This is a genomic window from Flavobacterium hydrophilum (assembly GCF_003202405.1).
Taxonomy (GTDB): domain Bacteria; phylum Bacteroidota; class Bacteroidia; order Flavobacteriales; family Flavobacteriaceae; genus Flavobacterium; species Flavobacterium hydrophilum.
On the sequence record NZ_QJHL01000001.1, the window covers coordinates 831,504 to 848,020 of the forward strand.

Here is a 16,517-nt window from a genome sequence, read left to right on the forward strand (position 1 = left end):
ATTAGTTTGTTAATACTGGTTAAGGATTAGGAACCATCAAATTGTTGGTTGCTATTTCACCGCTCGGGATTGGCCAGATATAATTACTACTGGTTGGCAATACCAAAGGAGCGGTACCGATTGACCCTTTTTTGGCAGGTAAGGTTTGTACTTTTCTTTGTAAATCCATCAATCGGAAACCTTCGCCTAAAAGTTCGATATCCCTTTCTTTTTGTATTGTCGCAATCAGGGACTCTTTTGTTGCAATGTCGATTTCCGGAAAAACATAATTAGGGTCTGATCGGTTTCTTACCGCTTTCAATAAAGCCTTTGATGTCTCTAAATCATTTGTATTAGCAGCTGCTTCTGCATAATTTAATAGTATTTCTGCATAGCGAATTACAGGTACATAATCTCTAAAAGGTGCTGTTGTTACACTGAATTTTTTTAATACTTTTTGATTTGCCGCACTAATGCCAATAAGTCCCGAACGGGCATCAGTACCTGAATTCAATGCAGGATCGCTGACAATTCCTGCGGCAGCTAAAAAGATAATAGGCTGTGCTAAATAATTATACGCTAAAGAATATTGTGCCGAAGGTGTTTCTGTTGTAGAGTTTGCAAAAGGAATAGAAAAAACGGCTTCAGTTCCGGTGTAGCTTCCTCCAAAAATAGCAGTATAATTAGCTTCTAATTTTTGGGTTAAATTTCCTTCCGTATATTGAAAAGGCAGGGTAGAAGAAACAATTTTTTTAGATTCTGTAATGACCTTCTCAAAATTGTTCTGAACCAATAAAACCCTTGTTTTTAATGCAATTGCCGTACACTTTTTGGCTCTGGATGTATTCAGTAATGGAGTAGTGTAACTAACAGGTAAATCTGTTTCGGCTTCATCTAAATCTTTCAGAATTTGCGTGTACACCATTTCGACAGAACTTCGGGCCAAATCATTATGTCCGGAAGTTGTAATTGGAGTTAATCGCAAAGGCAGACCTAAAGAAATTTTGTCCTGATTATAGGGTTTTGCATAGGTTTGAATCAAACTGAAATAACAAAAAGCACGAATAAATTTGGCTTCGGCAATATAGTTCTTGGCCAGCTCTTTTGAAATTATCGTAGTTTCATTCATTTTACTGATTAAAATATTTGATGCATTAATAGCAGTATATCCAATTGCCCAGACATTGTTTACAAAATCATTTGTTGATGCCACATTTTGATTCCATACAGCAGAACCAGTTGCTGCATTTCCGTCATTCTGACCAAATTGATCTGCCCGCTGTTCATTAAAAACAATGAATCGGCCACCGTAAAAGTTTTGATTTTGTAACTGCTTGTATAAATTATTGGTCTGTGCCAAAATCTTAGCCGGAGTGCTAAATGCAATTGATTCGGGAATACTGGTTTCTGGTTCAGTGTCTAATAAATCGTCGTTACAGGCTGAGCTAAACATCAGAATAAAACAGCTTATTAAAATATATTTTTTCATTGTTTTTGCTTTTAATTAAAATCCAATATTTAAACCCAAAGTATACACCTGAGCGTTGGGAGGAACATTTTGATCTTTTCCTGAATTAATAGAGTTTCCGTTAATAGAAACTTCGGGGTCAGAACCTCTGTATTTGGTAAAAGTGTACAAGTTGTTGCCTTGTAAATACACATAAACAGAGCTAAATGTATTTTTTAGAAAAGAAGCTTCCAGAGGGACATTATATCCCAAAGAAACATTCTTAAGTTTTACAAAAGAACCATCTTCTACTTTTGAAGTGCTTGAAAAGGAAAAACCAGCCGAAACATTATCACCATAATACAATTTTTGAATATCGGTAATTTGACCAGGGGTTGTCCATCTGTTTTTTATAAATTCCCCATTGTTAAAATAACGCTGATCTGAATTCGTGGCACGTGTTCCGTTATACAGTTTGTTACCTTGTGAGAAAGTCAGATTTACGGCTAAAACAAAATTCTTATAATTAAAAGTGTTGTTTAATCCTCCAAATAGTTTTGGTAATGATGGTCCTTGTATCACACCATCTTTATAATTGTCTATCGCCGTAGCGGCGCTGCCATCGAGATACGTCCATTTTGGAGAACCAATATGATTGTACTGCACTTCTTTGCCTTCGCTGTTGATAAAAATCATTTGGCCGTTTTCAGGATTTACACCTTTGTTAGGAACCGCAAAAACAGACCCTATCGAATAGCCTACTCTGGTCATATTTTGTACTCCAAATACACTTGGTACAAATACATCGCTTGCTAATGAAGTCACTTTGTTTTTAAGTGTGGAAAGGTTTAAACTTACATTCCAATTGAAATTTCTGGCAGTAACAGCGAGTGCATTAATCCCGATTTCAAAACCTGTATTGTACATTCCGCCAACATTTTCGTTAATATAACTATTCGGAATTCCTGCAGAAAGTGATTGGGGTGTTTTTAGGATCAAATCCCTGATTTTATTATTGTAATAATCAAACTCTACCGAAATGCGATTGTTTAGCATTGCGAAATTGAGTCCCAAATCAAGTTTTGAACTGGTTTCCCATTTTAGGTTCGGATTCGCAGTTTGCGAATAACCCAATGTTGGTGCGCCACCATAAGTAGATGAATTATAGGTGCCAATTGAAGGATAGTTTCCTATTTCGCTATTTCCTACAATTCCATAACTGGCCCTGAGTTTTAAGTTATCGAGAAATCCCTTTAGTTTTGAATCATTTAAAAAGGATTCTTCCAGCAGGTTCCAGCTTACAGAACCACCTCCAAAATTGCCGTATTTATTTCCTTCTGATAATGCCGATAAACCATCAATTCTATAATTTAAAGTCAGGAAATATTTGTTTTTATAATTGTAGTTCAAGTTCGTAAAATAAGACACTAAGGCATTTTCTGAAAGGTCATTTCCAATCGGTGAAATATTGGCATAACTTCCCTGATAATTTTTATAATAGGTGTCGGTTACATTACTTTGGGTCGCTCCCCAGCTTTCTAAAGTTGTTTTAATTCTTTCATAACCTGCCAGAATCATGAAATTATGTTCCTCATTAAAAGAATCCTTATACATAATGGTATTCGCCCAGTCAGTTCTTGACAGATCAGTAGCAATGTTGGTTGCTACACCGTTGTAAGATGCTCCTCCTCCGTGAATTGGATTTAAAAATAATTTGTTCTCCAGCCCAATAGTATTCAATCCAAAACTGGTTCTAAAAGTTAGTTTTTTGGTGATATCAAACTCTCCATACACATTTCCTAAAAGGGATTTACTAATTGATGTAGTCAGATCAAGCTCCTGAACCATAGCTAAATTGTAGGCATTGATTGTACCAATAATAGCCGGAATATTAGCTCCATAGCCTACACTTATACCGTTTTGAATGCTATAAGACCCATCCGGATTATAAACCGGTACGTTGGGAGGCAAAACATACGTCATTCTGCCTAAAGGTTCATTCGTAATATATTCGGTGTTATAGGTTGATGAAGATAAAGTGTTACCTGCAACGGCACCCGTATTTGGACCTACGTTTTTTGCCCTGCTGTAAGAAAGATTTACACCAGCCCTAATAAACTTATTCAGCTCATGACTAATATTTAATCGTGTCATGTAATTTTGAAAGGTGTTGTTTTTTATAAAACTATTTTGGTTGGTATAGTCTAATGAAAAATAATATTGAGTCGTTTCATTGCCTCCGGAAACATTAATATTGTGATTGCTTGAATAACCCGGTTCATAAGCCACATCATACCAATTTGTGTCTACGGTACTTCCGTCAGCATTTTGAGAAAGAAAAAAACCGGGTGCTTTGCCTGCATTGACAAGTGCTTCATTTTTTATCATGGTATAATCTTCAGCATTTAATAATTTAGGCAAATTATAAGGTGTGCTTCGGCTGAACCAGCTGTTGTAATTGAATTTAGTTTTACCGTTTTTACCTTTTTTAGTAGTAATTACCATAACGCCATTTGCTGCTCTGGAGCCATATATAGCAGAAGCAGAGGCGTCTTTCAGTACATTAACAGAGGCAATATCATTGGGATTAATCCCTGATAGCGGATTGTTTCCAATAAATCCCCCCAATGATCCGGTAAAAACAGCGACTCCATCTACTACAATTAAAGGAAAAAGCCCGGAAGTAATGGTGTTTAAGCCCCGGACCCGAATTACAGGCGTGTTGTTCAATACGCTTGTAGACTGAATTACATCGATTCCGGTTGCCTGCCCGCCTAACAACTGATCGAAGCTGGTAGAAGGCCTGTTCTGCAATTGCCTTGCTGAAATTGTGGAAACGGAGCCTGAGAACTCATATTTTTTTTGAGACAAATACCCGCTCGAAATCAGGACTTCATCTAATTGGTTAGAATCTTTAAGCAGTTTGACTGTTAATAAATCAAAAGAGCTTACCACAATTTCCTGTGTAGTATATCCGATGTAACTTATTTTTAATGTAAGTGGTAATTTTTGATTTGGAATTACAAATTCCCCATCCTGATTGGTAGTAATTTCTTCAGTTTCTGACTGAACTGTTGCACCAATTAATGGCATATTGTCTTTAGTATCCACAATTTTCCCTTTCAGGTTTTGCTGTTGCCCATAAACCTGTGCAGTAAGCAAAAAGAAAAAAGGGAGTAGTAATTTTAAATGTTTTTCTAATAACATATTATAAATATTGATTTTAATATTAAAATTAAATTAGGGAGTAGCCCTTAATGATCACTCTTATTACATCATTTCGTACTAATATACTTTGAGGAAATATTCATATATGTTCGTTCAAAATTTGATTATCTGTTGGAGTATTTGCCGCAAATTTTTCTTGCTCTTTCTTCAAATTCATTTCGGCATAATAATCCTCATTATATTTTCCGGAGATAACAAGCGCTCCCGCAACCAGAACAAGATTTTTGATAATGTATTGGCCTGCCAGCGTAGGTTCGTAAGGGAAAATCTCAAAACAGCTGGATTGCAGTATAAAAATAGGAGTGAGGGTTGCTGTCATGTGCGCTAAAAGCAACAGTATCGTTTGCGGAATCCATTTCCTGATAAGTAAACCTGTTCCAATACAGACTTCACAAATTCCAAGTATTGGAATAAATAATTCCGGTTTAAACCAAAAAACGGTTTTCTCTACTAAATCACCAGCCGGGCTCACTCCGAAGATTTTTAAAACTCCAAACCAAATGTAAATTGTAGCGAGTGCGATGCGCATCAAATTCACACCATGCTTTCCTATTTTTTCACTTAATAAGAAATAGAAAAAGTTAAAAGTTGTTTTCATGTGATGCTTAATTAGGCATTGTTACTTTTACTTTTTTTCCTAAGCTAAAGCGGTAAGAATATCCTATATTAACAGAATAATCTGCGAAAGCTGCATCTCCTTGTACATGAACTTTTTTGGAAGGATCGGTAATAACCGAATTTTGTAAATTTTCGCTGGCAATATCTGCGGCACTCTGGATACGGTTTTTTACAATATTATAGGGAATAAACAAGCTGAAATTATGTTTTCCGACATGATAAGAAAAACCATATTCTACTGCTATAACATACCCGGGGCGACGATAGGCGACTTGTCCTCCAAATGCATCATAAGCAGGGATTCCTTCAATTCGTCCGGCCAGCGAAACATTAAAATTTTCTTTTTTGTCTATTGCTGCAGATACACCCGCCCTTGCAAAATATTGATCCGGAGAGGCATAAATTTCATAACCCTCTAAACCTGCTTTTGGAGCCGATTTAAATGTGCCATTTGATTCTTTAGGGTTAAATAAGTAATATCCGTTTGCAAATCCATACAAACGCCCCGTTAATTGTCTGAATACTTGTGCCTCTACTGAAACTCCAACTCCGCCATCACCTGGCTGAATGGCCTGATCCATTACGACACTTTTTGTTGTACCATCAGTTTGCGGCGCCAAGTCCCAGCATTAAATTTCCTTTATGAGCTGTTTTTGGGTCAAAAAACCAGTAATTGACACTTACTCTTGCATCTGCAAAGCCTTGTGCATAAACGCTGTATCTAAGTGTGTCTTTTACTGGAGTTGATTGCCTTAGAACCTGAGAACGCTCATTCTGCACATAAGGCAAAGTGGCATTTATCTGGATTCTGCTGGTTATTCCGTATGAAAAATTAAAATCTACCGCATGCGAATAGATGTTTACGGCATTTCCTCTCTCCACACCGTTTTCGTCATGACCACCGCCAGAAGTCTGACGCTCTAATTGCTCTTCTTTGCCAACAAAATGCCTCCAGGAATGAAAATAACGGTAATTTGCCCCTACCTGAAATTCGCCTTCGTTTAAATTATAAGAACTTGCAGAATTTAAATACAGACCGCCCATTTGACGAACAGCTACACAACCCTGGGCAGTAATTTTTTGTGTTGCAAAAGCGATTAGAACAAATGTTATAAAAGCAAATTCTGGATATAATGATGGTATTTTTTTCATGATTTGATTGCTTTAAATGCGATATATTGACCTCTGATTTGTAGTATAGAAATCGCTACAATAAAATGTTGTTAATACAGACTAATATTCATTAGGTTGACAATCAGTTTTTTATAAATCTGATTGCATATAATGAACAAACGTGATGGATTATTTTTTAACCCTCAAAATGAAGTATTCCTATTGGTTTTGTTTCCTAAAAGAAGATTAAATGATTAGAATAGTTTAGCCTTTAAATTAGAAGAGCAGATTTATTTAGCTTAAAAAACATGACGTAATGTTATAAAACAAGGTCTTACTTAAATACAATTGGCTACACACAATTTTAAGACGTCTGAATATCAAGTTTTAGAAAAAACAATTCCTTACAAGATCAAAAAGATCTTGTAAGTACTGTTTTAACGATACATCTGAAAGTGAAATATACTTGCAGTATTCCAGTTCATACGAAATCAGCAAATCAATTTTTTACTGGACGAACTATAACACATGTTTTTATGAAGCGTTTAATTAATTCTGATACTTTGTAAATATGAATTATTATTGGTTACCAGAAAGTAATTTTTGTCTTTTACTTTAATTTTTTCCATGTTTTTCACATCTCCGGGAGTAAAGAATCCACTTTTAATTGCTGAAACCGGCAAGAATGAACCTTTGCCATTTCCTTTTAAAAACAATCCATGACCTGCATCATTTCTTGGTGTTTCCACTTCAGAATTAAACATATTGCCTGTAATTAAAGCATCAAGTTTACCATCTTTATCATAGTCATCAACTGCTATTTGATTGATACAGCTAATCTGTGCTTCAACAGGTAATTTATGAATGACAAATTTTCCATTTCTGTTTTCCAGATAGATACTTGCAAAAGATTTTACTTTATAGTGTAAGGCTTCTTTAAGTGATTTTTCTGTATAAACGTCAACGAGTGTAGCTTGTGAAAAACTTTCGTAGTTTTTGAATTTTTTCTTGATATTTGGGATTTGTTGAGAGGAACAGCCACGCCCGCGTACTGGATATTGCTTGCCGTCATTGTAATAACTCAATACAATATCTTTGTGGTTATTGTTATCAAAATCTTTTACAAAAATATCAAAGGTTTCATTGGGAGTAGCCTGATATTTATAATTCAAACCATTATTTCCAACTATGTAATCCATGTCGCCATCCTTGTCAAAATCACCTTGCTGAATGCTCCACCACCAGCCTGTAGTGTCATCAGTAAGCCCCGTGTTTTTTGTAACTTCTTTGAAACCTGTCTTCGTATTTTGAAAAACACGGATTGGCATCCATTCGCCAACGATAATGATGTCATCTGATTTATCATTATCAAAGTCCGTAATTACAGCACTTGTTGCCATTCCCAGATTAATGAATTCTTTAGGCGCTTTTTTAGAAATTTCAAATTTTGGTTGACTTGCAGTACTAATATTGTGTAGCAAATAAGTTGTTGCAGGTGACGGATATTGTCCGGGAACTTGTCTTCCTAATACCAAAAGATCGTTTTTTCCATCTTTATCATAATCGATTGGATATACTTTTGAGCCGCTGGCTAATATTGTTGGCAATACTCCTTTTGGCGCTTTGGCGAAATCACCTTTTCCGTTGTTGAGGTATAATCTGTCTTGTAATTTTGGATCGTTTATTAAAAATTCATATCCCCCGCTTACTACATATAAGTCATTATCACCGTCATTGTCAGCGTCAAAAATCAATGATCCTGTATCTTCACTAAATTTGTCTTCCTCAAGTGCCTGAACTTTTTTTTCTGTAAAGCCTTTTTGAGTTTGTAAAAATATTTTTCCGGTATAGCCTGCGGAGCCTCCAATGAAATAATCATCAAGGCCGTCTTTATTTAGATCACCAACAGAAATAGTGGGTCCAAAAGTAGACATTTTATGAGGCAGTAAGACCTGATCTTTAAAATCATCGTATTTGTTTTCTTCGTGTTTAAAAACAGGGAATACATTATTTTCGGATTTAAAAAGAGCATTTTTAGCAATTGTTTTCGGAGTTGTTTCTTCTTTGGCATCCTGTTCTTTGAAGTGTAGCGTTTGGTTCGCGTCAACATTATATAACTTTTGGATTTTGCCATTAGTCCAGACTACTTTTACTTCGTCAATAGTTTTGTCTTTTGCTAATCCAAAATGCAATTCAGGAGCTACTGATGACTGAAAACCCCTTGTTAAAGTAAGCTCTTGCATTTGGGTTCCTTTTTTTGTTTTTATGTAAACGCGGTTTCCCAAACCAAAAGTGTTTTTTGAACTTCCTTTGAAATTAATCTTGATATAATTATTGATTTTGGAGCTTGAATTTTCAAAAACAGAGGCGTAATCATCGATATTGTTTACAACTAAATCTAAATCGCCATCATTATCTAAATCGCTATAAGCTACACCATTTGAAAAGCCTTTATATTCAATTCCCCACTTTTTATTTACCTGTTCAAAATTTAAATTTCCTTTATTCTGAAACATAAAATTATCGATTTTCTCAGATGGAATTTCCTGAGATTTTTTAAGGAGGTCCTTAGGTTGTAAATCCAAAGCCTCTAAACTATTAAAGAAATCATTATTGTTGATTTCTCTTCTGGTTCCGTTACTTACAAACAAATCCTTGTTCCCGTCATTGTCAAAATCTGCGAATAAAGGTCCCCAACTCCAGTCGGTAGAGGAGGTTCCTGTAATACGCGATATATTTCCAAAATGAGGTATTCCGTTTTCATTAACTCCTGTATTGAGCTGCATACAATTGTGCATATATTGGTAATTAAAACCTGCATCAACTACATCCCAAAAGAGTTTTGGATTCATGCTGGACATATTTGCTTTTTTACGGCGATTGTCTTTGGCATCCATATCTACCTGAAAAACATCTAGGTTACCGTCGTTGTTAAAATCAGAAATATCAACTCCCATTCCATAGAAAGAATTATGAGACATTGCTTCTTTTACAACTTCCTTAAAAGTACCATCCTGATTATTGATGTACATGAAATCAGGTGAGTTGAAATCATTTGAAACGTATATGTCAGGCCAGTTATCATTGTTTAAATCACCAATTGTTGCACTTAATGATAAACCATACGCTTTTACTCCGGCTTCCTGGGTAACATTGGCAAAATGATTACCGTCATTTCGGTATAAATGCCCGGATTCATTGTCTTTAACATGAAGCATCATCTGTACATAATCTCCGGTTGCAGAATTGAACTTGGTAGGAGGGTAGTTGGCTACGAATAAATCTAAATCGCCATCTTTGTCATAATCAAAAAATGTTCCCTGAACACTATTTCCTATATCATCAATGCCGTATTCTTTAGCTTTTTCTGTGAATGTACCATTACCATTATTGATATACAATTCATTGTTTTTTGGTCCAAATTTTCCCCCTACACTGCAATAGATATCTAAAAAGCCATCAGCATTTACATCTGCCATAGTAACTCCAGTGTACCAACGGCTGTCGCCTTCAACACCTGCTTTTTTAGTGATATCTTCAAATTTTAGATTTCCTTTGTTCAAATATAGTTTATTGGGTACCTGATTTCCCGTAAAATAGATATCTACAAGGCCATCATTATTAATATCTCCTGTAGCAACTCCTCCTCCTAAATAAATATAATTATAGGTAAAGTAGTTAAGAGAATCGTTTTCTGTCAGATTATTACTGAAATCAATTCCTGTATCAGCACGGTCTAATGTAGAAAATATCACTTCATCTGATTCTTTCGTAGAACAGCTGGCAAGTAATACTAGGCTTAACAGACTAAAAAAAGCTGTTTTTATTTTTATATTTTTCATTTTTATAAATAATAATTTTGTCATTTGTCTATTAATGTTTTAAGTAACATTCAGGAAGTCTAAGTTTTATGTTTCTTATCTTCAGATGTCTACTTGTTTAAATACATATAGAAGATTTCGCTCCAACGGTTGGAAAAACTGTTTTTTTGATATTTATTTTTGAAAAGTTTTTTTCTCCCTCTATAATTTTAATGAATTGATTTGGCTGAATGTTTTTAAACACTTGCTTCTTTTGGTTTTTAGGCCAGGTAATTTCAATTTGGTCAATAACAGTTGCCTGTCCAATTCCAATTTCCATTCTTAAGGCTGATGCCCCAAAACTTCCGCCTGAATTTACTATCCTGTATACAGATCTGGAAACACCCTTTTCTTTGAAACTGACTTTTATTTTTGTTCCAATAGCAGAACGATTGCTGTCTGTACCTTCTAACAGTAATTTTATCCAGCGATTGTTGTTCTGGCCGGGATTCAGGTATAAAGAATTATTGAAAAAATCTCCGTTATAAGCACCTCCAACTTCAATAAAAATATCGGTATCGCCATCATTATCCAGATCGTTAAAAGCTATACCATGGCCTTTTTGCAAATTTCCTACCCGAGCCGAAACCGTAACATCAGCAAATTTGCCATCGCCCATATTTCTAAATAACCTGTTTGGTGTTAAAGATGCGTAATCCGGATTTCCTGTTCCAAGATACATGTCTAAAAAGCCATCATTATCAATATCCCCAAAATTTGAGCCCATTGCAAATACAGTTTTACTTAATCCGGATACTTTTGATACATCTGAGAAAGTCCCGTCATGATTGTTGCGGTATAGATACATTTTACTGCTTTTATTTGGGATATTCAATGCTTCCATTGCCGTTTCGCCAGCGACAGAACCCAGAAATTGATAGCCACAAACAAAAATATCCTGCCAGCCATCATTATCATAATCCCAAAACCAGGTTGGAAAGGTCATTACATTGATTCCGGCTAAACCGGCCTGATCAGTGACATCTATAAAGTGTGGAATACCATTTTTGATTCCTGTATTTTTTAATAATATTTTCTTTTTATTCATTCCAGAAAGAAACAAATCAATGTCGCCATCATTGTCATAATCTGCAGAAGTGGATCCTTTTATGTAGCCTATAACATCGCATTTTGCTGCGTGGGCTACATTAGTAAATGTGCCGTCCTGATTATTCAGATACAATTCAGAAGGGTAGGACTCGCTATCTGATGATTCGTTACCAATGAATAAGTCTAAATAGCCATCATTATTAAAATCATTCCAATTGCCTCCCTGAGTAGGAAATTCTGAATATAACCCGCTTTTAATGGTTACATCAGTAAAAGTACCATCACCATTGTTACGCAACAACGAGTTGGGCTGTCTGCCGAATTTACGCATCCAGGCTCCTCTCATAACAAAAATATCAGCATCCCCATCATTGTCATAGTCGGCTTGTATCATACTCAAACCTCCCTTAAAACGTCCTATTTCCGATGCTTTGGAATAATCAATATATTTCCCTTTCTGATCATTTTGATAATAATGCATCACTCCGTTCAAACTCCAGTCAGAAGTTACAATATCTAAATAATTATCATTATTGAAATCATCAACAATAACACCGCCTGACATATTTTTACTTATTATTCCAACATTTGCGGCAACATCCACAAATGGTTTTATGCTATAGCCTGAATTATCTTTATTCAGATTGGGTATCAGCCATTTTTTTGGAACATCTGAAGGATAAGCGCCTATAGTCATATACGCAATATTAAGCAGCCATCTTGATTCATAATCATTCGGATTTATATCCAGTAGTTTTTTATAAATTTCGATTGCTTTTTGAGAACCTTGCCGAATAATATGGACTCCATTTTTTTGTATGGGAATAATACACGATTCAGGATTGTGGTAATTGACACAGTTTTGTTTTTCGCCCAGCCTCATATAGGCAATTGCTAAAAATTTTAAGGATTGAGGGTTGTCTTTCCCATCAATCTTTTTCATCCTGTTGATGGCATTTTCCAGAGTGGACACAGACTCAGCTTCTTTTCCAAGTTTTAATAATGCATTCCCTTTATTTAATTCATTATGTAATTTAAAGAAACCTTCATCGGAACTTTTAATTATTGAATCGTAATAAATCACTTCTGCTTTTGAGGCAAATGGGTTGTTTTTTACATTATACATCATTTTTCTGGACTCCAAAATCTTAATCATTTTGTCATTCGGATTAGAAAAATATTCGCAGGACTGTATCAAAACACAGGTTATGAATAGCAGTATTAATTGTTTAATTTTCATAATTAAAACTTTTTAGATTATATTAATCCTGCTATTATTTATCGAAATTTTTATTTCCTATATGAAGATTATAAAATTTCCAGACTTCATGAGCCACATTTCTGCCTAGTTTAAGCCCCTCAACATTATCAGATTGAATATGATAGCCTCCCATGACTCTGGAAATTCCCGCCATGTTAGCTGTTTCGGTGAAGGTTGGGAATTTAAGAACTACAGGTTTTCCGATATTATTTGGTTCAGTCATTGACCCAGGTTCATTCCACGTAGCAGATTCTCCGAAAGTGTCACTACCGGTCCATAATTTTAATGCTTCTCCACAGCCGCCACTAATTGTACTGTGTCCTGAAACATAACCCGGAAAAGCGGGACATAAAAATATATCTGGTGAATAAGGTCTCCAGTCTTGTCCTTTCATTTCTATATTTCCAAAACCGGGACCGCCCCAGGCTTTTATATTTTGATCTTTATAATAATGATGAACTAAAGCATAAGGACGGGCAAAATCATAAAACATTTTTGTGTCCCAACATGCTATAAAACAATCCATTGCTGTCACCTGATTGTAAAAAAACATTTTGACATCCTGATCTAAAGTATGATGATCACGTCTGGAAACATCCTGAGCAAATTTTAGCCAGTGTCCGGCCTGTTGCACAGATTTTGGTCCGTCACGCATAAATTCTACCAATGCTTTTTGTTCATTAGTAAGATTATATTGCAAATCAAGTAGTTCCTTGACTTCACTTTTAAGTTGTTCAGAGTCTAATGAAGGTGGCGGTACAGGACGAAACTGATCGCCGGATTGTAATCCGACAGGCTTTACTTTGTTCCAAAACGGAGTTGCACAACCCGGTGCAAACTTACCGCCTTTTCCATCTGAAAAATATTTTGGCTGCCAATGAATTACATCAATCATTTCGTCAGGAGAATTGATTGGTTTATAATTTACATAGTTAAAATATGGAGTTCCATTTGAACCGTCTTCTTCCCCATATTGATTTGCCCCGTCATGTTTTCTCGCTTCAATTACTGCTTTCGCTGCTAAATTACCTATTCCTACAGGCGTTTTAGGGTCTAATGATTTATCATTAGGATCCAGTCCTAATTTGGCCATAAAGTCTACAAACAATTGTTTGTCCGAAAAGTAATATTCACATAATGCATTAAAGGCAGCATAACTAATAGCAATCTCCTTATTTTTGAGAGTCTGTTCTTTATTAGGTCTTCTTTCAGTATCTTTTAAATATACAGGAATTGCTTTTTTATCGTAACGGCTCCAGGCATCAAAAACAGCAACAAATGTCAGCCCTAAATAACGGGAAGTAACTGTTGGCCTTGGTTTAAACCTATCGGTGTCGTTACCGGTGGCAAGAACAGCTATTTGCGACCATTTATAGGCTATATTATTTTCTCCTGTTGGTTCTTTAATTTTATCTTTAGTTTGAGCAAATAAAGATGTGGTTAAAATACTAAATAGTAGTATTTTATATAGTAGTTTATAAATTTTCATTTTGGTGGTTTTATATGGTTTTTTGATAGTTTTTCTTTTCAATTAGTATTCATAATTGAAAGCTGGATGTTAAATTTGGAATAAACATATTCAATCTTAAGTCAAGGACTAAGATTCAATTTCAAAACATGATTTATTAAATCAGGCCTGTTTATATTTTTAACATCAGAGAATACTATACCATATCAGGAGGAGGGTAGTTGGTAGTAAAATACCCGGAAAGAAGTTTTCCTTTTGGATTGTATGAATTTAAAGTAACGGTGTAAATTAATTTAGTTGAAGTAATTGCTAGATTAATTTTATCATTAGGAATGTAATCCTGAATAAAGGATTTCATTAATTTTTTACTTGGATTTTCTTTATTTGAATCGGTATCAAATATTTGACTGTCTACAATTTTTTTTAAATCATTACTCAGCATCTGACGATGGGAGTTCTTGAGGCAATATAATTTTAAAACGTTGTTTATAATTCTTTTCTTAAAGACATGGTAGGTTTTGTTTTCTACTACAAAATCTTCATTAGCTGTCTCAAAGCCAGAATCTACGATATATGCATAAGGATCAATTTTAATTTCAATTACTTCAAAATTGGAGTTGTCAGTTTTCTCCATAGCATTCACCCATACTTGCTGTTGTTGTTCAGCAAACATGATATAAAATCCTAAAACATTGTAAAACAACGTTACGATTAAAAAAAGTGATGCAATTTTTTTCATATGGAATAAAAACGGGTCAGTGTTCTTATATTATTTAGGAATTTGCATTCTGTTTACTGCAATGATCAATCAATACAATTAAAAAGAAAAGCATAATTATAGCCGTTGCGGCTGTTCCTAATGGAACTAAAAATAGAATAGAGGTATGGGTTTAAATCTCCTTTTTAAGAGGTCATTATTTTATGAGTATAGTAAATAAACAGCGCATTCACATGCGCTGTTTATCAAAACACTAACTCAACCTAACCAACTTCAATCATTTAATAACCAGGATTATTATCACTTGGTTTTATATTTGGATTAGAAGATGTTTCTCTGTTAGGGATTGGCCATAACTCACTTTTACCAGTTTGAAAACCAGTTCCGGCAAGCTCAGTACTCGCAATGCCCCATCTTATAATATCATCAAAACGAACTTGTTCACCAGCTAATTCTACCTTGCGTTCATGAACAAGGGCAGTAAAAACCTGATCTTTTGTAAGTGTAGTTGCTAACAATGGTACATCTGCTCTAAATCGAACTTCATTAATGTAGCCAATAGCAGTTGACTGTACACCTCCGGCTCTTAGGCTTTCGCACTCAGCTTTCATAAGTAAAACATCTGAGTAACGCATAACTTTAAAGTTAATACTTGAATCCAGATTTTCATCAGTACGCTTATAGTAGTTTTGATATTTTTTCCAGCCTGCTCTTCTAATTCCTGCTGAAGAGGTAAAATTAGCAGCTGTCATTGTGCTATTCCCCTTATTGTATTTTGATCCGGGAACATAAAAAGTTTCTCCAAAACGTTTGTCTCCAGTCTCATACTCATCTAATAAATCATCTGACGGATACACATTAAACCATCCCAGATTGCCGTATTCCTGGCCTCTAAGAGTCGATTCTGCAACACCGTCTCCTGCTGTATCACTACCCCATTTATCACCTACTCCCAGAGTTTCATCGTATTCAATCTCAAAAATAGATTCAGGACCATGCTCCGTTTCATCCATAAAGTTGTTGTAAAAATTAGACTCCAGACTAAATCCTGTTACTTTATTAAAAGCAGTCAGGGCTTCATCATACTTTTTTTGATATAACAGTACTTTCCCTAAGTAAGCAAAAGCAGCTTCTTTTGTTGCTCTTCCTTTATCTTCTACAGTTTTGCTTAACAGATTTTTGGAAGCAAAATCAAAATCAGCTTCAATCAATTTATACACATCTTCTTTGGAACTTCTGGCAAGACCTTCAGTGGTCTGCGTAGTGTAAATAGGTAAATCACCAAAACGAGGAACTAAAAGAAAATAATAATAGGCTCTTAAAAAATGAGCTTCTCCTAAAAATTTATTTTTTTGCTCTTGTGTTAAAATTGAATTAGGTAAAGCCTGGATTTTTGCTTCATTATCCAATACAAAATTAGATTTTGATATTCCCAAAAAACACGTTTCCCAATAGTACTGAATAATATCGCTACTTGCATCGAAAGTAAAATTGGTAAAAGGAACTTTATTACCTTCTAATTGCGGATTTCCTTTAGCTTCCTGAGCCATAAGATCTAATGCGAAGAAAATATGACGCGCATACAGCCCTCTTGTCTGCAGGTTCGCATAACACGCATTTACCGCAGACTGCACCTGATTTTTCGTTTTAAAGAAAGTTTCCGGAGACAAGGCATTTGGATTAGTTAATTCTAAATCCTTAGTGTCACATGAATTTATTGCCAAAATTCCAGACAATACTACAACTATATATTTTATTTTTTTCATCATCTTTTA

General features: G+C 35.1%; 10 protein-coding genes. All 10 read right to left on the reverse strand.

Features of this window, described 5'->3' with window-relative positions:
• Window positions 1–19: 19 nt before the first annotated feature.
• Window positions 20–1,468 carry a RagB/SusD family nutrient uptake outer membrane protein gene (locus DMB68_RS03395; protein ID WP_110345252.1) on the reverse strand — a complete coding sequence of 483 codons (1,449 nt, stop codon included), beginning with the start codon at window positions 1,466–1,468 and terminating at the stop codon, window positions 20–22.
• Between the two features lie 15 nt (window positions 1,469–1,483).
• A complete protein-coding gene (locus tag DMB68_RS03400) occupies window positions 1,484–4,633 on the reverse strand; it encodes a SusC/RagA family TonB-linked outer membrane protein (RefSeq protein ID WP_110345253.1) in 3,150 nt (1,049 codons plus the stop codon).
• A gap of 100 nt (window positions 4,634–4,733) precedes the next feature.
• A complete protein-coding gene (locus tag DMB68_RS03405) occupies window positions 4,734–5,252 on the reverse strand; it encodes a hypothetical protein (protein WP_110345254.1) in 519 nt (172 codons plus the stop codon).
• 7 nt (window positions 5,253–5,259) lie between these two features.
• The gene (locus DMB68_RS03410; protein ID WP_124019384.1) at window positions 5,260–5,892 is read right to left on the reverse strand and encodes a hypothetical protein; all 633 of its coding nucleotides are present in this window, start codon (window positions 5,890–5,892) and stop codon (window positions 5,260–5,262) included.
• The gene (locus DMB68_RS03415; protein WP_110345256.1) at window positions 5,876–6,424 is read right to left on the reverse strand and encodes a hypothetical protein; all 549 of its coding nucleotides are present in this window, start codon (window positions 6,422–6,424) and stop codon (window positions 5,876–5,878) included. Before DMB68_RS03415 ends, DMB68_RS03410 begins: the two co-directional genes overlap by 17 nt.
• A 506-nt stretch (window positions 6,425–6,930) precedes the next feature.
• A complete protein-coding gene (locus tag DMB68_RS03420; RefSeq protein WP_231131570.1) occupies window positions 6,931–10,227 on the reverse strand; it encodes a VCBS repeat-containing protein in 3,297 nt (1,098 codons plus the stop codon).
• A 97-nt stretch (window positions 10,228–10,324) separates the two neighbouring features.
• Window positions 10,325–12,535, reverse strand: coding sequence for an FG-GAP-like repeat-containing protein (locus DMB68_RS03425; RefSeq protein WP_110345258.1), 2,211 nt, complete (start codon window positions 12,533–12,535; stop codon window positions 10,325–10,327).
• A 34-nt stretch (window positions 12,536–12,569) separates the two neighbouring features.
• Window positions 12,570–14,045 carry a vanadium-dependent haloperoxidase gene (locus tag DMB68_RS03430; RefSeq protein WP_110346333.1) on the reverse strand — a complete coding sequence of 492 codons (1,476 nt, stop codon included), beginning with the start codon at window positions 14,043–14,045 and terminating at the stop codon, window positions 12,570–12,572.
• 175 nt (window positions 14,046–14,220) lie between these two features.
• Window positions 14,221–14,763, reverse strand: coding sequence for a hypothetical protein (locus DMB68_RS03435; RefSeq protein WP_110345259.1), 543 nt, complete (start codon window positions 14,761–14,763; stop codon window positions 14,221–14,223).
• 260 nt (window positions 14,764–15,023) lie between these two features.
• Window positions 15,024–16,511 (reverse strand): RagB/SusD family nutrient uptake outer membrane protein, encoded by a 1,488-nt coding sequence (locus DMB68_RS03440; protein ID WP_231131571.1) that lies wholly within the window; start codon window positions 16,509–16,511, stop codon window positions 15,024–15,026.
• Window positions 16,512–16,517 lie beyond the last annotated feature (6 nt).

Excerpts from the sequence above, each read along its gene's own strand:
- DMB68_RS03395 (WP_110345252.1), bottom strand. The coding sequence starts at position 1,468 with ATGAAAAAATATATTTTAATAAGCTGTTTTATTCTGATGTTTAGCTCA.
- DMB68_RS03400 (WP_110345253.1), bottom strand. The coding sequence starts at position 4,633 with ATGTTATTAGAAAAACATTTAAAATTACTACTCCCTTTTTTCTTTTTG.
- DMB68_RS03405 (WP_110345254.1), bottom strand. The coding sequence starts at position 5,252 with ATGAAAACAACTTTTAACTTTTTCTATTTCTTATTAAGTGAAAAAATA.
- DMB68_RS03415 (WP_110345256.1), bottom strand. The coding sequence starts at position 6,424 with ATGAAAAAAATACCATCATTATATCCAGAATTTGCTTTTATAACATTT.
- DMB68_RS03420 (WP_231131570.1), bottom strand. The coding sequence starts at position 10,227 with ATGAAAAATATAAAAATAAAAACAGCTTTTTTTAGTCTGTTAAGCCTA.
- DMB68_RS03425 (WP_110345258.1), bottom strand. The coding sequence starts at position 12,535 with ATGAAAATTAAACAATTAATACTGCTATTCATAACCTGTGTTTTGATA.
- DMB68_RS03430 (WP_110346333.1), bottom strand. The coding sequence starts at position 14,045 with ATGAAAATTTATAAACTACTATATAAAATACTACTATTTAGTATTTTA.
- DMB68_RS03435 (WP_110345259.1), bottom strand. The coding sequence starts at position 14,763 with ATGAAAAAAATTGCATCACTTTTTTTAATCGTAACGTTGTTTTACAAT.
- DMB68_RS03440 (WP_231131571.1), bottom strand. The coding sequence starts at position 16,511 with ATGATGAAAAAAATAAAATATATAGTTGTAGTATTGTCTGGAATTTTG.